Origin of the sequence: Xenorhabdus japonica (assembly GCF_900115195.1) — a bacterium.
GTDB classification, from domain to species: domain Bacteria; phylum Pseudomonadota; class Gammaproteobacteria; order Enterobacterales; family Enterobacteriaceae; genus Xenorhabdus; species Xenorhabdus japonica.
Genome location: NZ_FOVO01000001.1, coordinates 102,356 through 119,926 on the forward strand (window position 1 = coordinate 102,356; position 17,571 = coordinate 119,926).

A 17,571-nucleotide genomic window follows, 5' to 3' on the forward strand; every position below is an offset into this window, starting at 1 on the left:
ATTAATTTATTGCAGCATTTTTATATTGTTAGATTTTACTCTACAGATAGATAAATATTAGGAGTTCGAGTGCCACGATATCCCCTCATATGCGCGCTTTTTGTATCTATCATCACTCCATCGGCTTATAGTGCAAATTTACGACTGAAAGTAGAAGGGCTTTCTGGTGAATTAGAAAAAAATACCAGAGTACAACTTTCAAATATCAGTACCGATGAAGTTGCTCCTGATGGACGTTTTCGAGCTCGTGTGGAGAAAGCGATACGGCAAGGGCTTCGTCCATTGGGATATTATGATCCTACCATTACATTCACCTATCAAGAAAATACACCTCCTTCCCGTCCTGTTTTAACAGCAAAGGTAACACTTGGCGAGCCTGTGAGAGTCACTGAAGTGAAAGTTGATTTGGAAGGGGGCGCTAAAACAGATGAAGATTATGGCATTCTCATCAAAAAAAATATGCCAAAGGAAGGGATGATACTTAATCACGGCGAATATGAAAATTTTAAAAGCGCATTGACTAATTTGGCTGTTAAGAAAGGCTATTTTGACGCAGTGATGAAGAAAAGTGAGTTGGGAGTATCAAAAGAGCTACACGAATCTATTTGGGATTTTGATTTTGATAGCGGGCAACGTTATCGTTTTGGCCCTGTAGCATTCCACGGATCGCAAATTCGTGAAACTTACCTGAATAATCTGATTCCTTTCAAGCAAGGTGAATATTATACCTCAGAGCAATTAGCCGAATTTAACCGCCGTTTAGTAAATACTGGATGGTTTAACTCTGCGGTGATTGTGCCCGATTTTAAAGTCGGGCGTGAGAGCGATGATAAGATATTACCATTGAATGCCTCATTGATACCCCGCTCTGCCAACTATGTCGAATTAGGGGGCGGTTATGCAACGGATGTCGGGCCGCGTGTTCAGGCGAAATGGAAAAAACCGTGGCTAAATTCCCGTGGGCATAGTTTTAGTACCAGTTTTAACCTTTCCGCACGAGAACAATTCATTGATGGTTCCTACAAAATGCCGCTTAAGGTTAATCCTCTCGAAGAATATTATCAGCTACAAGCAGGTTATAAACGTAAAGATGTTAACGATACCATTTCGGATACGGCAACTTTGAACTTTTCTCGTAACTGGGATCGTTTTACGGGCTGGCAGTACAGTGTCAATCTGCGCTGGAGTCTTAGCCACTTTACGCAGGCCAACGTAACAAACACCACTATGTTGCTTTATCCGGGAGCAAATATCAGCCGTATTCGCCAACATGGCGGTACTATGCCTTATTGGGGGGATAGCCAGCGTTATTCGCTTGATGTTTCTGATACAAGTTGGCAGTCCAATGTTGATTTTTTCGTATTACAAGCACATCACGTCTGGATTAGAACTTATCAGGAGAATCATCGTTTCGTGGTGCGGGCGGATTTGGGCTGGATAGAAACTAATGAATTCAACAAAGTGCCGCCAGATCTCCGTTTCTTTGCAGGGGGAGATCGCAGTATTCGTGGATATGAATACCAGAAAATCTCACCGACAGATAGTAAAGGTAAATTAGTAGGGGCATCAAAGTTGGCGGTGGGTTCGTTAGAGTATCAATACAATATTTATGGCAATTGGTGGAGTGCCTTATTTGTAGACTCAGGTGAAGCGGTGGATGATATTAAGAGGAGTAATTTCAAAACAGGTGCGGGAGTTGGTGTGCGCTGGGCTTCACCTGTCGGGCCGATAAAATTTGATTTGGCGACTCCGATCGGAGATCCAAATAGTCATAATGTTGAATTTTACATCGGATTAGGGGCTGAACTATGAAGTGGGCAAAAAGGGTTAGTATTGCTTTCCTGCTGATTGTTGGCCTGTTATTGATGACTGTTGTGGGATTGGTCGGTACACAAACTGGCTTGCATTTTGTGATTAACAGTGCGGTACGTTGGGTACCCGGATTGGATATTGCCAGTGTCAACGGAGGTTGGCGCGATTTAACGCTAAAGGGCGTGAAATATCAGATGCCGGGAGTTAGCGTCAATGCTGACAATTTACACCTCTCTATGCGGCTTTCCTGCCTGAAACACAGTCAGGTGTGTGTCAACGCATTGACGACTGAAGGTGTTACTGTTTTGGTGAATACCGCTGAGCTTCTGCCATCAACTCCCTCTACTGAATTGGAACCATTGACCGAATTGCAAACCCCGTACCCTATCTCACTGGATTTGCTTTCCTTGAAAAATATTCATGTGAAGGTAGATGGTATCGCCATTGCATTGGATGAGTTTAAAGCGGGAGCTCAGTGGCAGGAAAAGCAACTGATATTAAGACCTACGGAAATTAATAACCTGTTGGTGGCATTACCAAAGAGTTCATCTGAAAAGATCGGGACAGTGCAAAAAACAGAACCAAAGAATAAGCAGCAGGCTGAACCTGAGAAACCATTGGGTGAAACGTTGAAGGCATTGTTTGCCAATCCACTGTTAGCGAAGCTGCCCAGCATTCCCATTCCTCTTGATGTCACCGTGGAAAGTATCCGTGGCAGACAACTGCATTTAACGGGTGATACCGATATCAAGATTAATGATTTGCAGCTACAAGCCAGAAATCAGGGGCAAACAGTTAATGTAAAAATGCTGAACCTACAGGCACCGGAAGGTTCACTGACAATACAGGGGATGGCAAAACTTTCTGAACAATGGCCTGTCAGCCTATCTGTTAAGGGAAGCGTAGCTAATTTAAACAATATAAATCTGGATGATCTGAAAGGGCAGAAAATTAATTTGACGCTAAAAGGTGCTTTGTTGCAGCAGCTTGATCTTGCGTTGGATCTTTCTGGTCCTGTCGTCGCCAGTCTGGATGCTCAGGCTGAATTGGCAAAAGCAGGCTTGCCTGTACGTATGACATTGAAAAGCCGACAATTACAATGGCCATTGAAAGGTAAGCCAGAATATCAGCTTGATGGTGTTAAGTTGCGCTTGAATGGTCAAGCCAGTGGTTACGATCTTTCCTTTCGCTCGGATATTAAGGGCAATAATCTTCCCCCTGCATTGTTGATGCTGGATGCGAAAGGTAATGAAGAATTACTGAAGCTAACGCGCCTGCGTTTGGCGGCCTTGCAGGGTAAAGCAGACATTTCAGGCGTAATTGACTGGAGTAAGGCCATTAGTTGGAATACCAATCTTGTTTTGGATGGCATTAATACTGCCAAACAGTGGCCGGAATGGCCTGCCAAAATGGATGGTAAAATAGCGGTGCGTGGCAGCTTATATGGGGGAAGCTGGCAGCTTCAGATCCCTAAAATTGAGCTTGATGGCTATGTGAAGCAAAATGTAGTTAAAGCATATGGTAAGGCATCGGGTAATGCAGCAGGCCAGTGGGATATACCTCAACTCAATCTTGCTGTTGGGCGTAATACACTGAATATACAAGGCCGGCTTACGGATAAAGCGTGGAAGCTTGATGGTGAAATTAATGCACCGCAATTAAACGGCTTACTTCCAGGCTTGGCTGGTTTTATTACTGGTAAGATCAATCTGCGTGGCAATATGAAAGCGCCACAAATCGTAGCAGATTTGAACGCACGTGGGTTACGTTGGCAGGATGTGCTAAGGGTGGATCGCGCCACGATTAAAGGGGATGTACGCTCGGATGAACAGATCCAAGGCCAGTTATCGGTTATTGTGCATCAATTGAAGCAAGCAGATTTAACCATCAAAAATTTGTCGCTCAACGCTACGGGCACAGAAAGAAAACATGATTTACAACTGAAAATTGAGGGGACTCCGGTATCAGGTCAGTTGGCACTTAATGGCAGCTTTGATCGTCAAGAAGAGCGCTGGAAAGGCAATATTAACAATACTTACTTCGATACACCTGTCGGTGAGTGGCGTTTAAGCAAGGCGATATCCATTGATTACTCGACATTGCAACAAAAAGTCTTGGTTGGTACTCATTGTTGGCTTAATCCTAATGCACATCTTTGTATTCCAAAACCCATTGAAGCGGGAACTAGCGGCCATGCACAAGTAGCGCTTGAGCGTTTTGATTTGGCTATGATCCAACCATTCCTTGATAGAAGCACTCAACTTAAGGGCATATTCAGTGGTAATGCTGATATCAGATGGTCAGCAGAGCAGGGTTTACCGCAAGCAAAAGTCGCTCTTCAAGGGAATGGTGTACAAGTTAGTCAGGTTGTAGAAGGTAGTGTATTACCGATTGATTTTGAAACAATCACCTTGAATGCAGAGCTGACAAATGGCAAGGCTAATTTGTCATGGTTATTCAAATTGGCTGGCAATGGACACTTGAAAGGCGATATGCAGGTTGCTGATTTAGAAGGCAGCCGAAAATTATCGGGGAATGTAGATATTCAAGCACTTTCCTTGAAACTGATTAAATCTGTTTTGGGTAAAGGCGAAAAAGCAGAGGGAGGATTAAATGCAAATCTACGCATTGGTGGAAATGCTAAGAATCCGCTGTTATTTGGTTTACTTAAAACTGATGACTTGAAAGTGAGTAGCCATTGGCTTCCATTTGATATCACCCAAGGCCAGCTAGCCGTTCAGTTTTCAGGTGCCAGCTCTAATTTGAATGGCATGATTAAAACGCCTAAGGGGCAACTAAATCTGAATGGTTATGCCGATTGGCGTAATTTAGATGAGTGGTACGCCAGAATTGCCGCTAATGGTGATAAGCTACGTGTCACTGTTCCTCCGATGGTGAAGGTAGATGTCAGCCCGGATTTGGTGCTGGAAGCAAAGCCAAATCTACTGAAACTTGACGGTAATGTAGATATCCCATGGGCGCGAATTACGGTTCAGGAATTACCGGAATCAGCGGTAGGTATTTCTTCTGATGAAGTGATGCTGAATAAAAGCCTCCAGCCAATAGAGAAGAAAAAATCATCTATTTTGATTCAAAGCAACTTAAATATTCAGATTGGCGATGATGTGAGTTTGAATGCATTTGGTTTGCAGGCACAGCTCAAAGGGGTTTTGAAAATCCTTCAGGGTAAACAGGGATTGGGGCTGAATGGCCAGATTGATATCCCAAAAGGACGTTTTCATGCTTATGGGCAAGATTTGCAAGTACGTAAGGGAACCATTCTGTTCTCTGGCCCGCCAGATCAGCCATTGTTGAATATTGAAGCTATCCGCAACCCTGAATCGACAGCAAACGCTGTTATAGTCGGCGTGCGTGTAACAGGTTTGGCAGATAAACCGAAAGTAGAAGTCTTTTCTGATCCGGTTAAATCACAACAGGAAGCCTTGTCTTATTTGTTACGTGGTGAAGGTTTAGAAAAAGGCAACTCTGACAACTCGCAAATGACGGCTATGCTGATTGGATTGGGGGTTGCCCAAAGTGGTCAATTAGTCGGTAAGATTGGGGAAACGTTTGGTGTTTCTGATTTGGCTTTAGATACTCAGGGTATTGGCGATAAATCTCGGGTTGTTGTCAGTGGTAGAATTACCAACGACTTACAAGTGAAGTATGGTGTTGGTATTTTTGACTCTTTGGCGACACTGACATTACGTTATCGTGTTATGCCAAGATTGTATCTGGAAGCAGTATCTGGTATTGATCAAGCTTTAGATCTGCTCTATGAGTTTGAGTTTTAAAGATGCGAGTTATTGTTTATGGTAGCCTGAGGCAAAAACAAGGCAATCATCACTGGATGACGGATGCCCAATTGTTAGGAGAACACAGATTAGAAGGTTATGAACTTTATGATCTGGGGCATTATCCGGCAGTTATCAGTGGCGAAGGAACAATCGAATGTGAAGTATATCGTATTACGCCATCCATCCTGACAGAATTGGATGAGTTGAAAAAGAACTCTCAGGAGTACCGAAGAGAACTGATTGAAACACCTTATGGCAAGGCGTGGATTTACCTCTATAAATTGCCTGTTGAGGGATTGCATAGGATAACAAGAGGTGATTGGCTAACACGCCACAGTGAAGAATAAAAATTAGTGATTCATTGTTTGTGACCTTGTTTAGGATTAAAAACCTCTGCCCTGATAGGGACAGAGGTTTTTTGCATTAAAACCCGCAATTATCTGTTCGGATTATTTTTTTGCAGCGCGTTCGAAAGAAGACAGGATTTCAGCCTTAGCAGCCTCAACGTTATCCCAGCCATCAACTTTAACCCACTTGCCTTTTTCCAGATCTTTGTAGTGCTCGAAGAAGTGAGTGATTTGGGCACGCAGCAATTCTGGCAGATCGTTCACATCTTTGATGTGATCGTATTCTTTGCTCAGTTTGGTATGAGGAACAGCGACCAATTTCGCATCTTCACCTGATTCGTCAGTCATTTTCAGAACACCGACTGGACGGCAGCGAATAACGGAACCTGGCTGTAATGGGTATGGTGTTGGAACTAATACGTCAACTGGGTCACCGTCGAGGGACAGAGTATTATTGATGTAACCGTAGTTACATGGGTAGAACATCGCAGTTGACATGAAACGGTCTACAAACAGAGCACCAGATTCTTTGTCTACTTCATATTTGATCGGATCAGCGTTTGCTGGGATCTCAATAATGACATAGATATCTTCAGGCAGGTCTTTTCCCGCTGGTACATTGTTCAGGCTCATAAAAAGTTTCCTTCAATTTCAAACCAAAATGGAGAGCGGAGTATTATAGCCAAAACAGACTTAAAGTAATTTCATTTTTCGGTGTTATGCCCATATCCCGGCAGAGCTTATTCATCTGGAAACTCAGCCATAAAACTCTCGGCTTTTTCTACCATTGATTTAGTTCCCACGAAGAAAGGAACGCGCTGATGTAATTTAGTTGGTGCGATATCCAGAATGCGGTTAGCGCCATCACTGGCCTTGCCGCCAGCCTGTTCAGCAAGAAACGCAATTGGGTTGCACTCGTACAATAGGCGCAGTTTTCCGGTTGGATAGCTCGCAGTGCTTGGATAAATATAGATGCCACCCTTCAGCAAATTGCGGTGGAAATCTGCAACCAGAGAGCCGATATAACGGGTTGTGTAAGGACGCTGGGTCGCTTCGTCCTGCTCTTGGCAATATTTGATGTATTTTTTCACGCCCATCGGGAATCTGATGTAGTTCCCTTCGTTGATAGAGTACATATTGCCCTTTTCTGGGAATTGGACTTTTTCATGGGTCAGACAGAATACACCAAGGGAAGGATCATAAGTAAAAGTATGGACACCACAGCCTGTAGTGTAAACCAGCATTGTGGATGAACCATAAACCACATAACCTGCTGCAACCTGACGATTTCCCGGTTGCAGAAAATCTTCTTCGGTTACAGGCTGACCAATCGGAGTAATTCGATGGTAAATCGAGAAAATAGTCCCGACGGAAACGTTTACATCAATATTCGAAGAACCATCCAGTGGATCCATCAAAACAACATACTTCGCATTTTCTGCTCGGTCGCCATCAAAAATAACGATCTCGTCTTCTTCCTCAGAAGCAATACCTGCAACTTCGCCGCGTGCTTTCAGTGCTGCCTTAAGTTTTTCATTGGCATATAAGTCCAGTTTCATCTGAACTTCACCCTGAACATTAGATACACCACTCGTGCCCAAAATATCCACCAGACCAGCTTTATTGATATCTCTATGAATGATTTTGGCACCTAACTTAATGGCAGACAGCAATGCAGTCAGTTCACCTGTAGCATGAGGAAAATCGTGCTGTTTTTCGACGATGAATTCGCCTAATGTTTTCATGACAAAGGCCTTGAATTTGATTGTGGTTTTAGGAAGCGTGCTTCACTTTTGTGTTGCACTCATGCGCGGGCAGTTTAGCTAAAGAATCAGATGATTCATAGGCTATTGCATTTCTAATCTCTAATTTGATGGTTAGAATAGTGATACAGTTCATGATATCGGGTAGAAATAAATGCGTATTCATATTCTCGGCATTTGCGGTACTTTTATGGGAGGGTTGGCGATCCTCGCTCGTGCACAGGGCCATGAAGTGACTGGCTCTGATGCTAATGTATATCCACCAATGAGCACCCTGCTGGAAAAACAGGGTATTGAGCTGATCCAAGGATATGACCCGACACAACTTGATCCTGCTCCGGATCTGGTGATCATTGGTAATGCTATGACACGCGGTAATTCTTGCGTGGAAGCGGTACTGGATCGTGGCATTCCTTATACTTCTGGCCCGCAATGGCTACATGATCATGTATTGCCGGAACGCTGGGTATTGGCTGTCGCGGGAACCCACGGCAAAACAACAACGGCTGGCATGTTGGCCTGGATTTTGGAAGATTGTGGCTATAAACCGGGATTCTTGATCGGTGGTGTACCAGGTAATTTTGAGGTTTCAGCACAAATCGGTGAAAGCCCATTTTTTGTGATTGAAGCTGATGAATACGATTGTGCCTTTTTTGACAAGCGTTCAAAATTTGTCCATTACAATCCCCGTACACTGATCATGAACAATCTGGAATTTGATCACGCCGACATTTTTGAAAATTTGGCGGCGATTCAAAAACAGTTCCACCATCTTGTCAGAGTTGTGCCGAGTACAGGGAAAATCATTGTTCCTGATAATGATGTTAATTTGAAGCATGTGCTTTCAATGGGATGTTGGAGTGAACTGGAACAGATCGGAGAAAGTGGTAATTGGCAGGCGAAGAAAGTCAGCCAGGATAGTAGTAATTATCAGGTCTTCCATCATGGTGAATTGATTGGAGAAGTGAAGTGGTCACTAGTCGGTGAACACAATATGCATAATGGTTTGATCGCGATTGTGGCAGCCTATCATGTGGGAGTTCAACCTGTGGATGCTTGTCGGGCACTAAGCAAATTTATTAATGCTCGCCGTCGCCTTGAATTATGCGGCGAAGTCAATGGCATCTCAGTGTATGATGATTTTGCCCATCATCCAACGGCCATTTTAGCTACAATGGAAGCGCTGAGAAGCAAAGTGGGCGGAATGGCTCGCATTCTTGCTGTACTGGAACCTCGGTCTAATACCATGAAAATGGGAATGAGCAAAAATGATATTGCACCTTCCATGGGGCGCGCTGACGAAGTCTTTCTCTATCAGCCTACCAATATTCCGTGGCAAGTTATTGAAATTGCTGAACAGTGTATTCAGCCAGCTCGTTGGAGTGCTGATATTGATGCTTTGGTTAAAATGATTGTAGAAACAGCACAGCCGGGCGATCATATTTTGATTATGAGTAACGGCGGGTTTGATGGAATTCATGAGAAGCTACTGGCCGAATTGACGAAGAAAGCAAGTACAGTTTAATTGTTATGCTCTCTGCAATGGGGAATAGCGCCTATTGGGCAAATTCTTCATATAATCTTATATTTTGGTCTGCCGTAGGCCTATTTTGATTGGTTTGGCATACGGCAGATCCATAGATTAAAGTTCCTGCTCAAACAGGTTGAGAATTGCTTCGTAGAGTTGCTTGGTCGTAAAGTTTTGTGCTGGTGTAGAGAAAATAGTGTCATCTCCTGCAATACTGCCAAGAATCCCTTCTGCTTTCCCCAATGAATCTAATAGACGTGCAATTAACTGTGCTGCGCCAGGGCTAGTTCGTATGACAACAACGCTATGATTATAATCGACATCTAATACCAGATTTTTTAATGGGCTGGTGGCAGTGGGAACACCCAGTTCTGCTGGTAGGCAGTAGACCATTTCCATCTTTGCATTACGGGTTCGGACAGCACCAAATTTCGTCAGCATTCTGGAAACTTTAGATTGGTTGATATTTTCAAACCCTTCATCCTGGAGTGCTGAAACAATTTCACCTTGAGAGCTGAATTTTTCTTCTTTCAATAATGCCTTGAAAGCTTTTACCAAATCTTCCTGTTTCGAAGGAACACGCATATTTCACCATCGTTGAATCTGTTATCAGGCCGACATTATGCGAAAGAGTGAATTTTTATTCAAGAAAGAGAAGAAAAAACCAATATATAGAGCATAATTGTATATTTTTAGATATTACCTTACTGATAGTCTGGATATTAATATAGTTTTCTTTTCTCCAGATTAAGCATAGTAAATGTATTGTTAATTAAATGGTGTTGTTTAGTGTGAAAGAGAAGGATGAGGTAATTAACTAATTGATGAGTAATACAACTGAAATAATTCTCAAAAAAGTGTCCGTTATCTCATTAACAGATAAGCCTTTTGTCTAGAATAAGACAACTTTGGTATTCCATCATCGGGTCATTAGGTGGATAATCTGACTGTTAACAGATTGTTTTTAAGACGTAGTGATGAGTAGGATGAGAGCCTTCTCGATCATTATATTGATGATGGAAAAAATGAAAGCATTCTCTTAACCGTACAGGTTTAAACTTTTTATAGCACTTATTTAAGGAGTATCAGGATGAAAGTTGCAGTTCTCGGTGCAGCCGGTGGTATTGGTCAGGCACTTGCCCTTCTACTCAAGACCCAGCTTCCTTCAGGTTCAGAACTTTCCTTGTATGACATTGCTCCGGTGACCCCAGGCGTGGCAGCCGATCTGAGCCATATTCCAACAGCAGTCAAAATCACAGGTTTTGCTGGTGAAGATGCAACTCCTGCACTGGTAGGTGCAGATGTCGTATTGATTTCTGCGGGTGTGGCACGTAAACCTGGTATGGATCGTTCCGATTTGTTCAATATTAATGCGGGAATCATTCGTAATCTGGTTCAGCAGGTCGCTAAAACTTGTCCAAAAGCATTAATTGGGATTATTACCAACCCAGTCAATACCACTGTAGCAATTGCTGCCGAGGTACTGAAAAAAGAAGGGGTATACGATAAGAACCGCCTGTTTGGTGTAACAACATTGGATATTATCCGTTCCAACACGTTTGTTGCTGAATTGAAAGGCAAAAAACCAGAAGAGTTGGAAGTTCCAGTGATTGGTGGACATTCCGGCGTAACTATTTTGCCATTATTGTCTCAAGTTCCAGGTGTTAGCTTCACTGATGAAAAAGTTGAAGCATTGACCAAACGTATCCAGAACGCAGGTACTGAAGTCGTTGAAGCGAAAGCGGGTGGCGGTTCTGCAACATTGTCTATGGGACAAGCGGCGGCACGTTTGGGATTGTCTCTGATTCGTGGTCTGCAAGGCGAAAGCAATGTTGTTGAGTGCAGCTATGTTGAAGGTGATGGCAAATATGCCCGTTTCTTTGCGCAGCCTGTACGCTTAGGGAAAAATGGTATCGAAGAACGTTTAGATATTGGCAAGTTGAGTGACTTTGAACAGAAGTCATTAGATAACATGTTGGATGTTTTGAAGAAAGATATTGAATTGGGCGAAAAATTTATTAACGATTAATTCATTTATTATTAATTTATTAATATAAGAATTAAGTTAAATATATTAGATAACTAAAACCGCTAGTTCGAAATAACTAGCGGTTTTTTTCAATTATACTGATAGCTAATTATTCTTTTTATCTCGAACTTTCCTCTCTAATAATTCTCCTGTATGGGGATTGAAATAACGGCTTGGCCATATTTCAGACGGATGTAATTCTAAGTAATCCGCTATTATCCATTCTCCCTTGGGCCATGGGCGAGAAAGTGTATTCGCCAAAGTTGATGAACTCAGCCCCGCTTCACGAGAAACGGCTGCTAACGTAGTTCCACGTTTACGTAAAGCGGCAATAATATCAGCAGGATGCCAATCCGATTTCATAGAAATCATTTTTTTAATCCTTTCCTATTAAATTTGAAGCCACATTAGTGGTATAACTAAAGCGTTAATGTGAAATTAATAACGAACATGGATCTGTTATTAAGAAAATAAAATAACATTATTTTTTCTAAAAATATTTCTAAATTTTTCTTAATAACTTCTTTTTTGAACTTGGTTACAAAAATAGAGAAACATTATGAAAAAAGAGTGGTATACGGCAATGGAGTTGACCGGTGTAGGTGAGTTACCTAGATCACCACAAGGAGTTAATGCCAGAGCAAAACGTGAAGAGTGGTTGAAGCAAAAACGGACAGGTGTTCAAGGAAGGGCGATTGAATACCATTACTCTTGTTTTCCTGAATCAACTTTGACGGCTTTGGAACTTCATGAAACGTCAGCGGAATATCAGGTTCAGAAACAAGACCCTCTATCTATTTGGGTAAGTGCATTTAATTTACTCAACGAGGAAGAAAAAGAGGTAATTATCGAAGTGATATTACGAGATGGCATAAGAAGTTTTTTAGAAAAAATTACAGCTACTTGAGGCAGCTTTTGAAAAGCTAAATGTTTAAAATTTGGCTTTCTCTTCACTGCTCTAGTACAAAGCGAGGAGAAAAAGATGAAGAAAGAATGGTATTCTGCAAAGGAACTCATCGGCCTCGCAGGGCTGCCATCGTCTCCCCAAGGAGTTAATCTGATGGCAAGACGCGAAGGTTGGGAACAACGCCGTAAGCGCGGAGTGCAGGGAAAGGCGCTCGAATATAATGTCAACAGTTTGCCCGAAGAAGTACTGAATGTACTGACTGTCAGTGACAATTCGGTCGAGTACTACCGGAATAAGCGACAGGATCCATTTATAATCTGGGTGGAGGCTTATTACCAGCTGAGCAAATCCGAAAGGGAACGAATGGTCAAGTTCATTTTGAGAAAAGGGCTGGCTAGCCTTGTCCAATGCGTTGGTATTCAAAATATTGATAGTAAAGACAGTATCCCAGATTGAGTAATCTGGGATACTGATTGATTCAATTCAGGAAAGTCGCTGTACAGCGACATGAGCTAATCCCTCAAGGGCCGCCTTGTATGGAGAATCGTCCAGTATTTGCAATGCTGAAATTGCCTTATCTGCTTCTTCCTCCGCCCGTTGACGGGTGTATTTAAGTGAGCCACACTGTTTCATTGTTGCGAGTACGGTATCCAGCAAATGGCGGCCATTTCCTTGTTCAATCGCACTTCGGATTAAAGCGGATTGTTCCGGCGTTCCATGGTTCATGGCGTGCAAAAGGGGCAATGTTGGCTTGCCTTCGTTCAGGTCATCCCCAGTATTCTTGCCGAGCGTGTTGTTGTCTGCGTCGTAATCCAGCAGATCGTCAATTAATTGAAATGCTGTTCCCAGATAACGACCATAATCACGCAATGCTACTTCTTGCTCAGGAGTGGCATTGGCAAGAATGGCTGCCGAGTGGGCTGCGACTTCAAACAGGCGGGCAGTTTTACTATAAATAACCCTCATATAGTCATCTTCTGAAATATCAGGATCATTACAGTTCATCAACTGCATTACTTCGCCTTCAGCAATGACATTAGTGGCGTCAGACATCAATTTCAATACGCGCATGGAGTCAAGGTCGGTCATCATTTGAAATGAACGCGTATAAATGAAATCACCCACAAGGACACTGGTAGCATTGCCATAGATGGAGTTGGCTGTCGCCTTTCCACGGCGCATGTCAGATTCATCAACAACATCATCATGCAGCAATGTTGCTGTGTGGATAAATTCAATCAAAGCAGCAACTTTTATGTGCTTTTTGTCTTCGCAATGAAGAGCTTTGCCTGCCAGTACTGCTATCATTGGCCGAATGCGCTTGCCACCACCGCTGATAATGTAGTAACCAAGTTGGTTGATCAGCGCAACATCAGAATTTAATTGGTTAAGAATGGTTTCATTAACCGCTGTCATATCATTAGCGGTAAGTTTAATTATCGATTCTAAATTCATGTTTTGGCTTTGGACTCTGATTCAGAGCTGTGCTCATTAATTAGCATATCAATAGATATCATGATATATCGATTGTACTTGAAAAACCGTTCAAATAAATGACAATTGAAAAACTCTGTTTTTTTCTCATCTGTTCTAATTCTGCACTTGTCTTCCAAACGGTTTTTGCGTAGAATTCGCGCCCTATTGTGAATATTTTATAGCGCACTCTGGAAAGAATTTTTAGGGGGTGTGCGGAAAGCGGAGTTTATATGTACGCAGTTTTCCAAAGTGGTGGTAAACAACACCGAGTAAGCGAAGGCCAAACAATTCGCTTGGAAAAGCTGGACATCGCAACAGGTGAAACGGTTGAGTTTGACCAGGTGCTGATGGTCGCTAATGGTGAAGACATCAAAATCGGCGCTCCAGTAGTTGAAGGCGTTAAAATTAAAGCTGAAGTTGTTGCTCACGGTCGTGGCGAGAAAATTAAAATTGTTAAGTTTCGTCGTCGTAAACATAGCCGTAAGCAACAGGGCCACCGTCAGTGGTTCACTGATGTTAAAATCACTGGCATCGCTTAAGATTTTAGGAGAGCAGATTAATGGCACACAAAAAGGCTGGCGGCTCGACTCGTAACGGTCGCGATTCTGAAAGCAAACGTCTGGGTGTAAAACGTTTTGGTGGTGAGTCTGTTTTGGCAGGTAGCATCATCGTTCGTCAACGTGGTACTAAATTCCACGCAGGTAACAACGTAGGTTGTGGCCGTGACCACACCCTGTTCGCATTAGCTGACGGAAAAATTAAATTCGAAGTTAAAGGTCCAAAAAACCGTAAATTCATCAGCATCGAAGCTGAATAAGTTTTTTGAATCTTAATCGAACCGGAAGCCCTGCAATGTGTTGCGGGGCTTTTTATATTTTGGATTACGCCATCTCTGGGTACATCAGCCATCCAGCTTTACAGTGGCTATCCTACGGAGAAAAATGATGAAATTTGTAGATGAAGCCAGGATTCTGGTTGTCGCGGGAGATGGTGGCAATGGTTGCGTCAGCTTCCGTCGTGAGAAATATATTCCCAAAGGTGGGCCGGATGGCGGTGATGGTGGTGATGGTGGTGATGTCTACCTACTGGCAGATGAAAACCTCAATACACTGATTGATTACCGTTTTGAAAAATCCTTCCGCGCTGAACGTGGTCAAAATGGACAAAGCCGCGATTGCACTGGTAAACGTGGTCAGGATATTACCATTAAAGTTCCAGTTGGAACTCGTGTGCGTGATATTGCCACGGGAGAAGTACTTGGGGATATGGTGCGCCATGAACAGCGTTTTATGGTTGCAAAAGGAGGCTTCCACGGCCTTGGCAATACCCGTTTTAAATCTTCGGTGAATCGTGCTCCTCGTCAAAGAACGATGGGAACACCTGGAGAAAACCGTGAGCTGATGTTAGAACTGATGTTGCTGGCTGATGTGGGAATGCTGGGTATGCCAAATGCAGGCAAATCCACCTTTATCCGCGCTGTATCGGCAGCAAAACCGAAAGTAGCTGATTATCCGTTTACAACTCTGGTGCCAAGTCTTGGCGTCGTGCGTATGGATAACGAGCAGAGCTTTGTAGTAGCGGATATCCCTGGTTTGATTGAAGGGGCATCAGAAGGTGCTGGATTGGGCATTCGTTTCTTGAAACATTTGGAACGTTGCCGTGTATTGCTGCATTTGATTGATCTCTGCCCGATCGATGAGTCTGATCCGGTTGAAAATGCCCGTATCATCATCAAAGAGTTGCACAAATATAGTGAAAAATTGGCAGAAAAACCGCGTTGGTTGGTGTTTAACAAGATAGATCTCACAGATCCAGAAGAAGCTAAGCAGCGGGCAAAAGCCATTGCTGATGAGCTTGGCTGGGAAGGTGATTATTACATGATCTCAGCTGTGAACCGTCAGGGCGTGAAAGAGCTTTGCTGGGACATTATGGAATTTATGAAGACGCAGCCTCGTAGCATGGAAACGTCGGAAGAATCTCAGCCCGAAAAAGTCGAATTCATGTGGGATGACTACCATAAAGAACAGTTGCAGCAATCATCTGATGAAGATTGGGATGATGACTGGGACGAAGAAGATGACGAAGGTGTTGAGTTTATTTATAAACACTAATCTTCATGTAGATATTCGAATATAACAAAAGGGCGCTAAATACAGCGCCTTTTTTCGTTCAATCTTTTTTGAACAGCTGAGTCTGTTTAGTGGTTTTGGTATAACGTTTTATACAGATTATTTTCAAAACGTGATAATGGAACACGGCGAGTTCGTTGCTCCTCAGGGGGAACAGAGTACCCAGAGATAAATTGGACAAAAGCAATTTGTTGCCCACTGGCGGTAGTCATAAACCCTGCGAGATTATAAACCCCTTGTAATGATCCCGTTTTGGCAAAGACGTTACCATCAACCCCCGACTCATGCAGACCAGGACGATAAGCCAACGTGCCATCATATCCTGCACGGGGCAACATGGAGATGAAATTCAGTTCATCATTGTGCTGAGCAATAAATTGCAATATCGCCATCATGGTTGCCGATCTGATTAAATTGTGGCGTGAAAGACCCGAACCATCCACCATGATGGTATTCCTTAAATCAATACCAGCTTTTTGTTTCAGAATCTGACGAACGGCATCAGAACCTGACCGCCACGTGCCCGGAACATTGAAATAACGATGACCGAGGGTACGAAAGATTGTATCTGCAATCATGTTATCTGATTTTTTCAACATGATTTTGAGCATATTATTTAATGGTACAGACTGATTCAGGGCGAGAATTTTTTCTGGGCGTAGGGGGATTGATTGGCGTCGTATATGGCTTTTTAACTCAATATCTGCAATATTCAGTTCATTTTTCAGGATATTGCCAGCATAACTAGGTCCATTTTGGATGGCAAATACCAGTGGGAGTGGTTTATCGCGTTGTGCCAGACAACCTGTGAGAGTGTATCGATTCAAGTCGCCCACCGTAACATCAAGTTCACAATACTTTGCTTCTGGTGATCCCTTAGCCAATGTTTTGACTTCACTGAACACATTGACAGGATAAAAAGAGGGTACAAGGACAAATGCCTGCTCATCAGGTTGTTTTGAGCTGAAAAGTGAAACAGAAAAGCAGTTCTTATCCACGATTGCTGCTGATGGAGGAGCACTGAAGCATTGGGTCATATCGTTCCATGCCCAGCCGGGCGCTTTATCGTGGCTGGCAAAAATTGAAACATCTATGATGAGATCGCCATTAATTTTTTTGATGCCAGATTGTTTTAAGTTCTCGACCATATTGCGCAGTTGCGAGCGCGTTAGCATCGGGTCACCTACAAAACGGGCCACTAGATTACCTTCTAATACGCCATCGGAAATATTAGCATCACTTTCCAGTGTTGTTATAAAACGGTAATCCTTACCAAGCTGTAATAGAGCTGCCAATGCCGTTACAATTTTCTGCGTACTTGCAGGTAAAGCCATCTGTTGCCCACGGTAATCAATTAATGGTTCTTTTGAGCCAACTATTTGGGCGATAAATGAAAAATTAGTTCCCGTAGGTAAATATTGGGCACTTTTCTCAATAGAAGAGGCACTTGCACTGAAAATACTCAGGCTTAAACTGAGTATACAAGCTATTCTGTTGGTAATTTTTAAAAGAGCCATAGATCTCGCATACGAAGGTGAATGTATTCCAAAAATATTTGTATTAATAATACTAAGGTGCAATTCAACGGAAAAGTAAACGATGATCCATCATCAACTCTACGTTAGAATGCTAGATTAGCAGGTAAATATGCATGTGAACTTCAGATTATGCTGGGTTTACACTCCTTTTATTGTCTGGAGGCCCGCCTGATAGGGTGTGCTCATTGTGCTGTTATTACAAAAATCAGGAAGATGTGTTTGGGCTTAGGATTGATTTAGAGGTT

Annotated in this window: 16 protein-coding genes; 10 read left to right on the forward strand and 6 right to left on the reverse strand. The window is 42.8% G+C overall.

Annotated features, from left to right (window positions below; translation table 11 throughout):
* Positions 1-69: 69 nt before the first annotated feature.
* Genes tamA through BM135_RS00490 form a run of 3 tightly spaced genes read left to right on the forward strand, consistent with a single transcriptional unit; the run spans position 70 to position 5,956 of the window.
* Positions 70-1,812, forward strand: coding sequence for an autotransporter assembly complex protein TamA (tamA, locus tag BM135_RS00480; RefSeq protein WP_092516802.1), 1,743 nt, complete (start codon positions 70-72; stop codon positions 1,810-1,812).
* Positions 1,809-5,606: an autotransporter assembly complex protein TamB gene (tamB, locus tag BM135_RS00485; protein ID WP_092516803.1), complete on the forward strand. Its 3,798-nt coding sequence runs from the start codon at positions 1,809-1,811 to the stop codon at positions 5,604-5,606. The genes tamA and tamB overlap by 4 nt, the downstream gene beginning before the upstream one ends.
* Before the next feature lie 2 nt (positions 5,607-5,608).
* Positions 5,609-5,956 carry a gamma-glutamylcyclotransferase family protein gene (locus BM135_RS00490; protein ID WP_092516804.1) on the forward strand — a complete coding sequence of 116 codons (348 nt, stop codon included), beginning with the start codon at positions 5,609-5,611 and terminating at the stop codon, positions 5,954-5,956.
* A gap of 102 nt (positions 5,957-6,058) precedes the next feature.
* Here BM135_RS00490 and ppa read toward each other — a convergent pair whose 3' ends face one another.
* Both ppa and fbp read right to left on the reverse strand, forming a co-directional pair.
* A complete protein-coding gene (gene ppa, locus BM135_RS00495; RefSeq protein WP_092516805.1) occupies positions 6,059-6,589 on the reverse strand; it encodes an inorganic diphosphatase in 531 nt (176 codons plus the stop codon).
* Positions 6,590-6,696: 107 nt separating this feature from the next.
* A complete protein-coding gene (gene fbp, locus BM135_RS00500; protein WP_092516806.1) occupies positions 6,697-7,701 on the reverse strand; it encodes a class 1 fructose-bisphosphatase in 1,005 nt (334 codons plus the stop codon).
* 172 nt (positions 7,702-7,873) lie between these two features.
* Between fbp and mpl the strand changes: the two genes are divergently transcribed.
* Positions 7,874-9,244, forward strand: coding sequence for a UDP-N-acetylmuramate:L-alanyl-gamma-D-glutamyl-meso-diaminopimelate ligase (mpl, locus tag BM135_RS00505; RefSeq protein WP_092516808.1), 1,371 nt, complete (start codon positions 7,874-7,876; stop codon positions 9,242-9,244).
* A gap of 117 nt (positions 9,245-9,361) precedes the next feature.
* On the opposite strand, the gene argR is transcribed toward mpl, so the two are convergent.
* The gene (gene argR / locus BM135_RS00510) at positions 9,362-9,832 is read right to left on the reverse strand and encodes a transcriptional regulator ArgR (RefSeq protein WP_092516809.1); all 471 of its coding nucleotides are present in this window, start codon (positions 9,830-9,832) and stop codon (positions 9,362-9,364) included.
* 505 nt (positions 9,833-10,337) lie between these two features.
* Here argR and mdh point away from each other — a divergent pair.
* Positions 10,338-11,276, forward strand: a complete 939-nt coding sequence (gene mdh, locus BM135_RS00515; RefSeq protein ID WP_092516810.1) for a malate dehydrogenase — start codon at positions 10,338-10,340, stop codon at positions 11,274-11,276.
* Positions 11,277-11,381: 105 nt separating this feature from the next.
* Here mdh and BM135_RS00520 read toward each other — a convergent pair whose 3' ends face one another.
* Positions 11,382-11,648, reverse strand: a complete 267-nt coding sequence (locus tag BM135_RS00520; RefSeq protein ID WP_092516811.1) for a helix-turn-helix domain-containing protein — start codon at positions 11,646-11,648, stop codon at positions 11,382-11,384.
* A gap of 187 nt (positions 11,649-11,835) precedes the next feature.
* Between BM135_RS00520 and BM135_RS00525 the strand changes: the two genes are divergently transcribed.
* Both BM135_RS00525 and BM135_RS00530 read left to right on the forward strand, forming a co-directional pair.
* The gene (locus tag BM135_RS00525; RefSeq protein ID WP_092516812.1) at positions 11,836-12,183 is read left to right on the forward strand and encodes a DNA-binding protein; all 348 of its coding nucleotides are present in this window, start codon (positions 11,836-11,838) and stop codon (positions 12,181-12,183) included.
* Between the two features lie 75 nt (positions 12,184-12,258).
* The gene (locus BM135_RS00530; protein ID WP_092516813.1) at positions 12,259-12,639 is read left to right on the forward strand and encodes a DNA-binding protein; all 381 of its coding nucleotides are present in this window, start codon (positions 12,259-12,261) and stop codon (positions 12,637-12,639) included.
* A 27-nt stretch (positions 12,640-12,666) separates the two neighbouring features.
* Here the strand turns inward: BM135_RS00530 and ispB are convergent, their stop codons facing one another.
* Complete coding sequence (ispB, locus tag BM135_RS00535) at positions 12,667-13,638, reverse strand: octaprenyl diphosphate synthase (RefSeq protein ID WP_092516815.1); 972 nt, start codon at positions 13,636-13,638, stop codon at positions 12,667-12,669.
* Between the two features lie 251 nt (positions 13,639-13,889).
* Here ispB and rplU point away from each other — a divergent pair, with 251 nt between their 5' ends.
* The 3 genes from rplU to cgtA all read left to right on the forward strand — a co-directional run bounded on the left by rplU (position 13,890) and on the right by cgtA (position 15,770).
* Positions 13,890-14,198 carry a 50S ribosomal protein L21 gene (rplU, locus tag BM135_RS00540; protein WP_010845219.1) on the forward strand — a complete coding sequence of 103 codons (309 nt, stop codon included), beginning with the start codon at positions 13,890-13,892 and terminating at the stop codon, positions 14,196-14,198.
* A gap of 20 nt (positions 14,199-14,218) precedes the next feature.
* A complete protein-coding gene (gene rpmA, locus BM135_RS00545) occupies positions 14,219-14,476 on the forward strand; it encodes a 50S ribosomal protein L27 (RefSeq protein ID WP_010845218.1) in 258 nt (85 codons plus the stop codon).
* 127 nt (positions 14,477-14,603) lie between these two features.
* A complete protein-coding gene (gene cgtA, locus BM135_RS00550; RefSeq protein WP_092516821.1) occupies positions 14,604-15,770 on the forward strand; it encodes an Obg family GTPase CgtA in 1,167 nt (388 codons plus the stop codon).
* Positions 15,771-15,856: 86 nt separating this feature from the next.
* On the opposite strand, the gene dacB is transcribed toward cgtA, so the two are convergent.
* Positions 15,857-17,305 carry a serine-type D-Ala-D-Ala carboxypeptidase gene (dacB, locus tag BM135_RS00555; RefSeq protein WP_092516830.1) on the reverse strand — a complete coding sequence of 483 codons (1,449 nt, stop codon included), beginning with the start codon at positions 17,303-17,305 and terminating at the stop codon, positions 15,857-15,859.
* Positions 17,306-17,571: the final 266 nt, after the last annotated feature.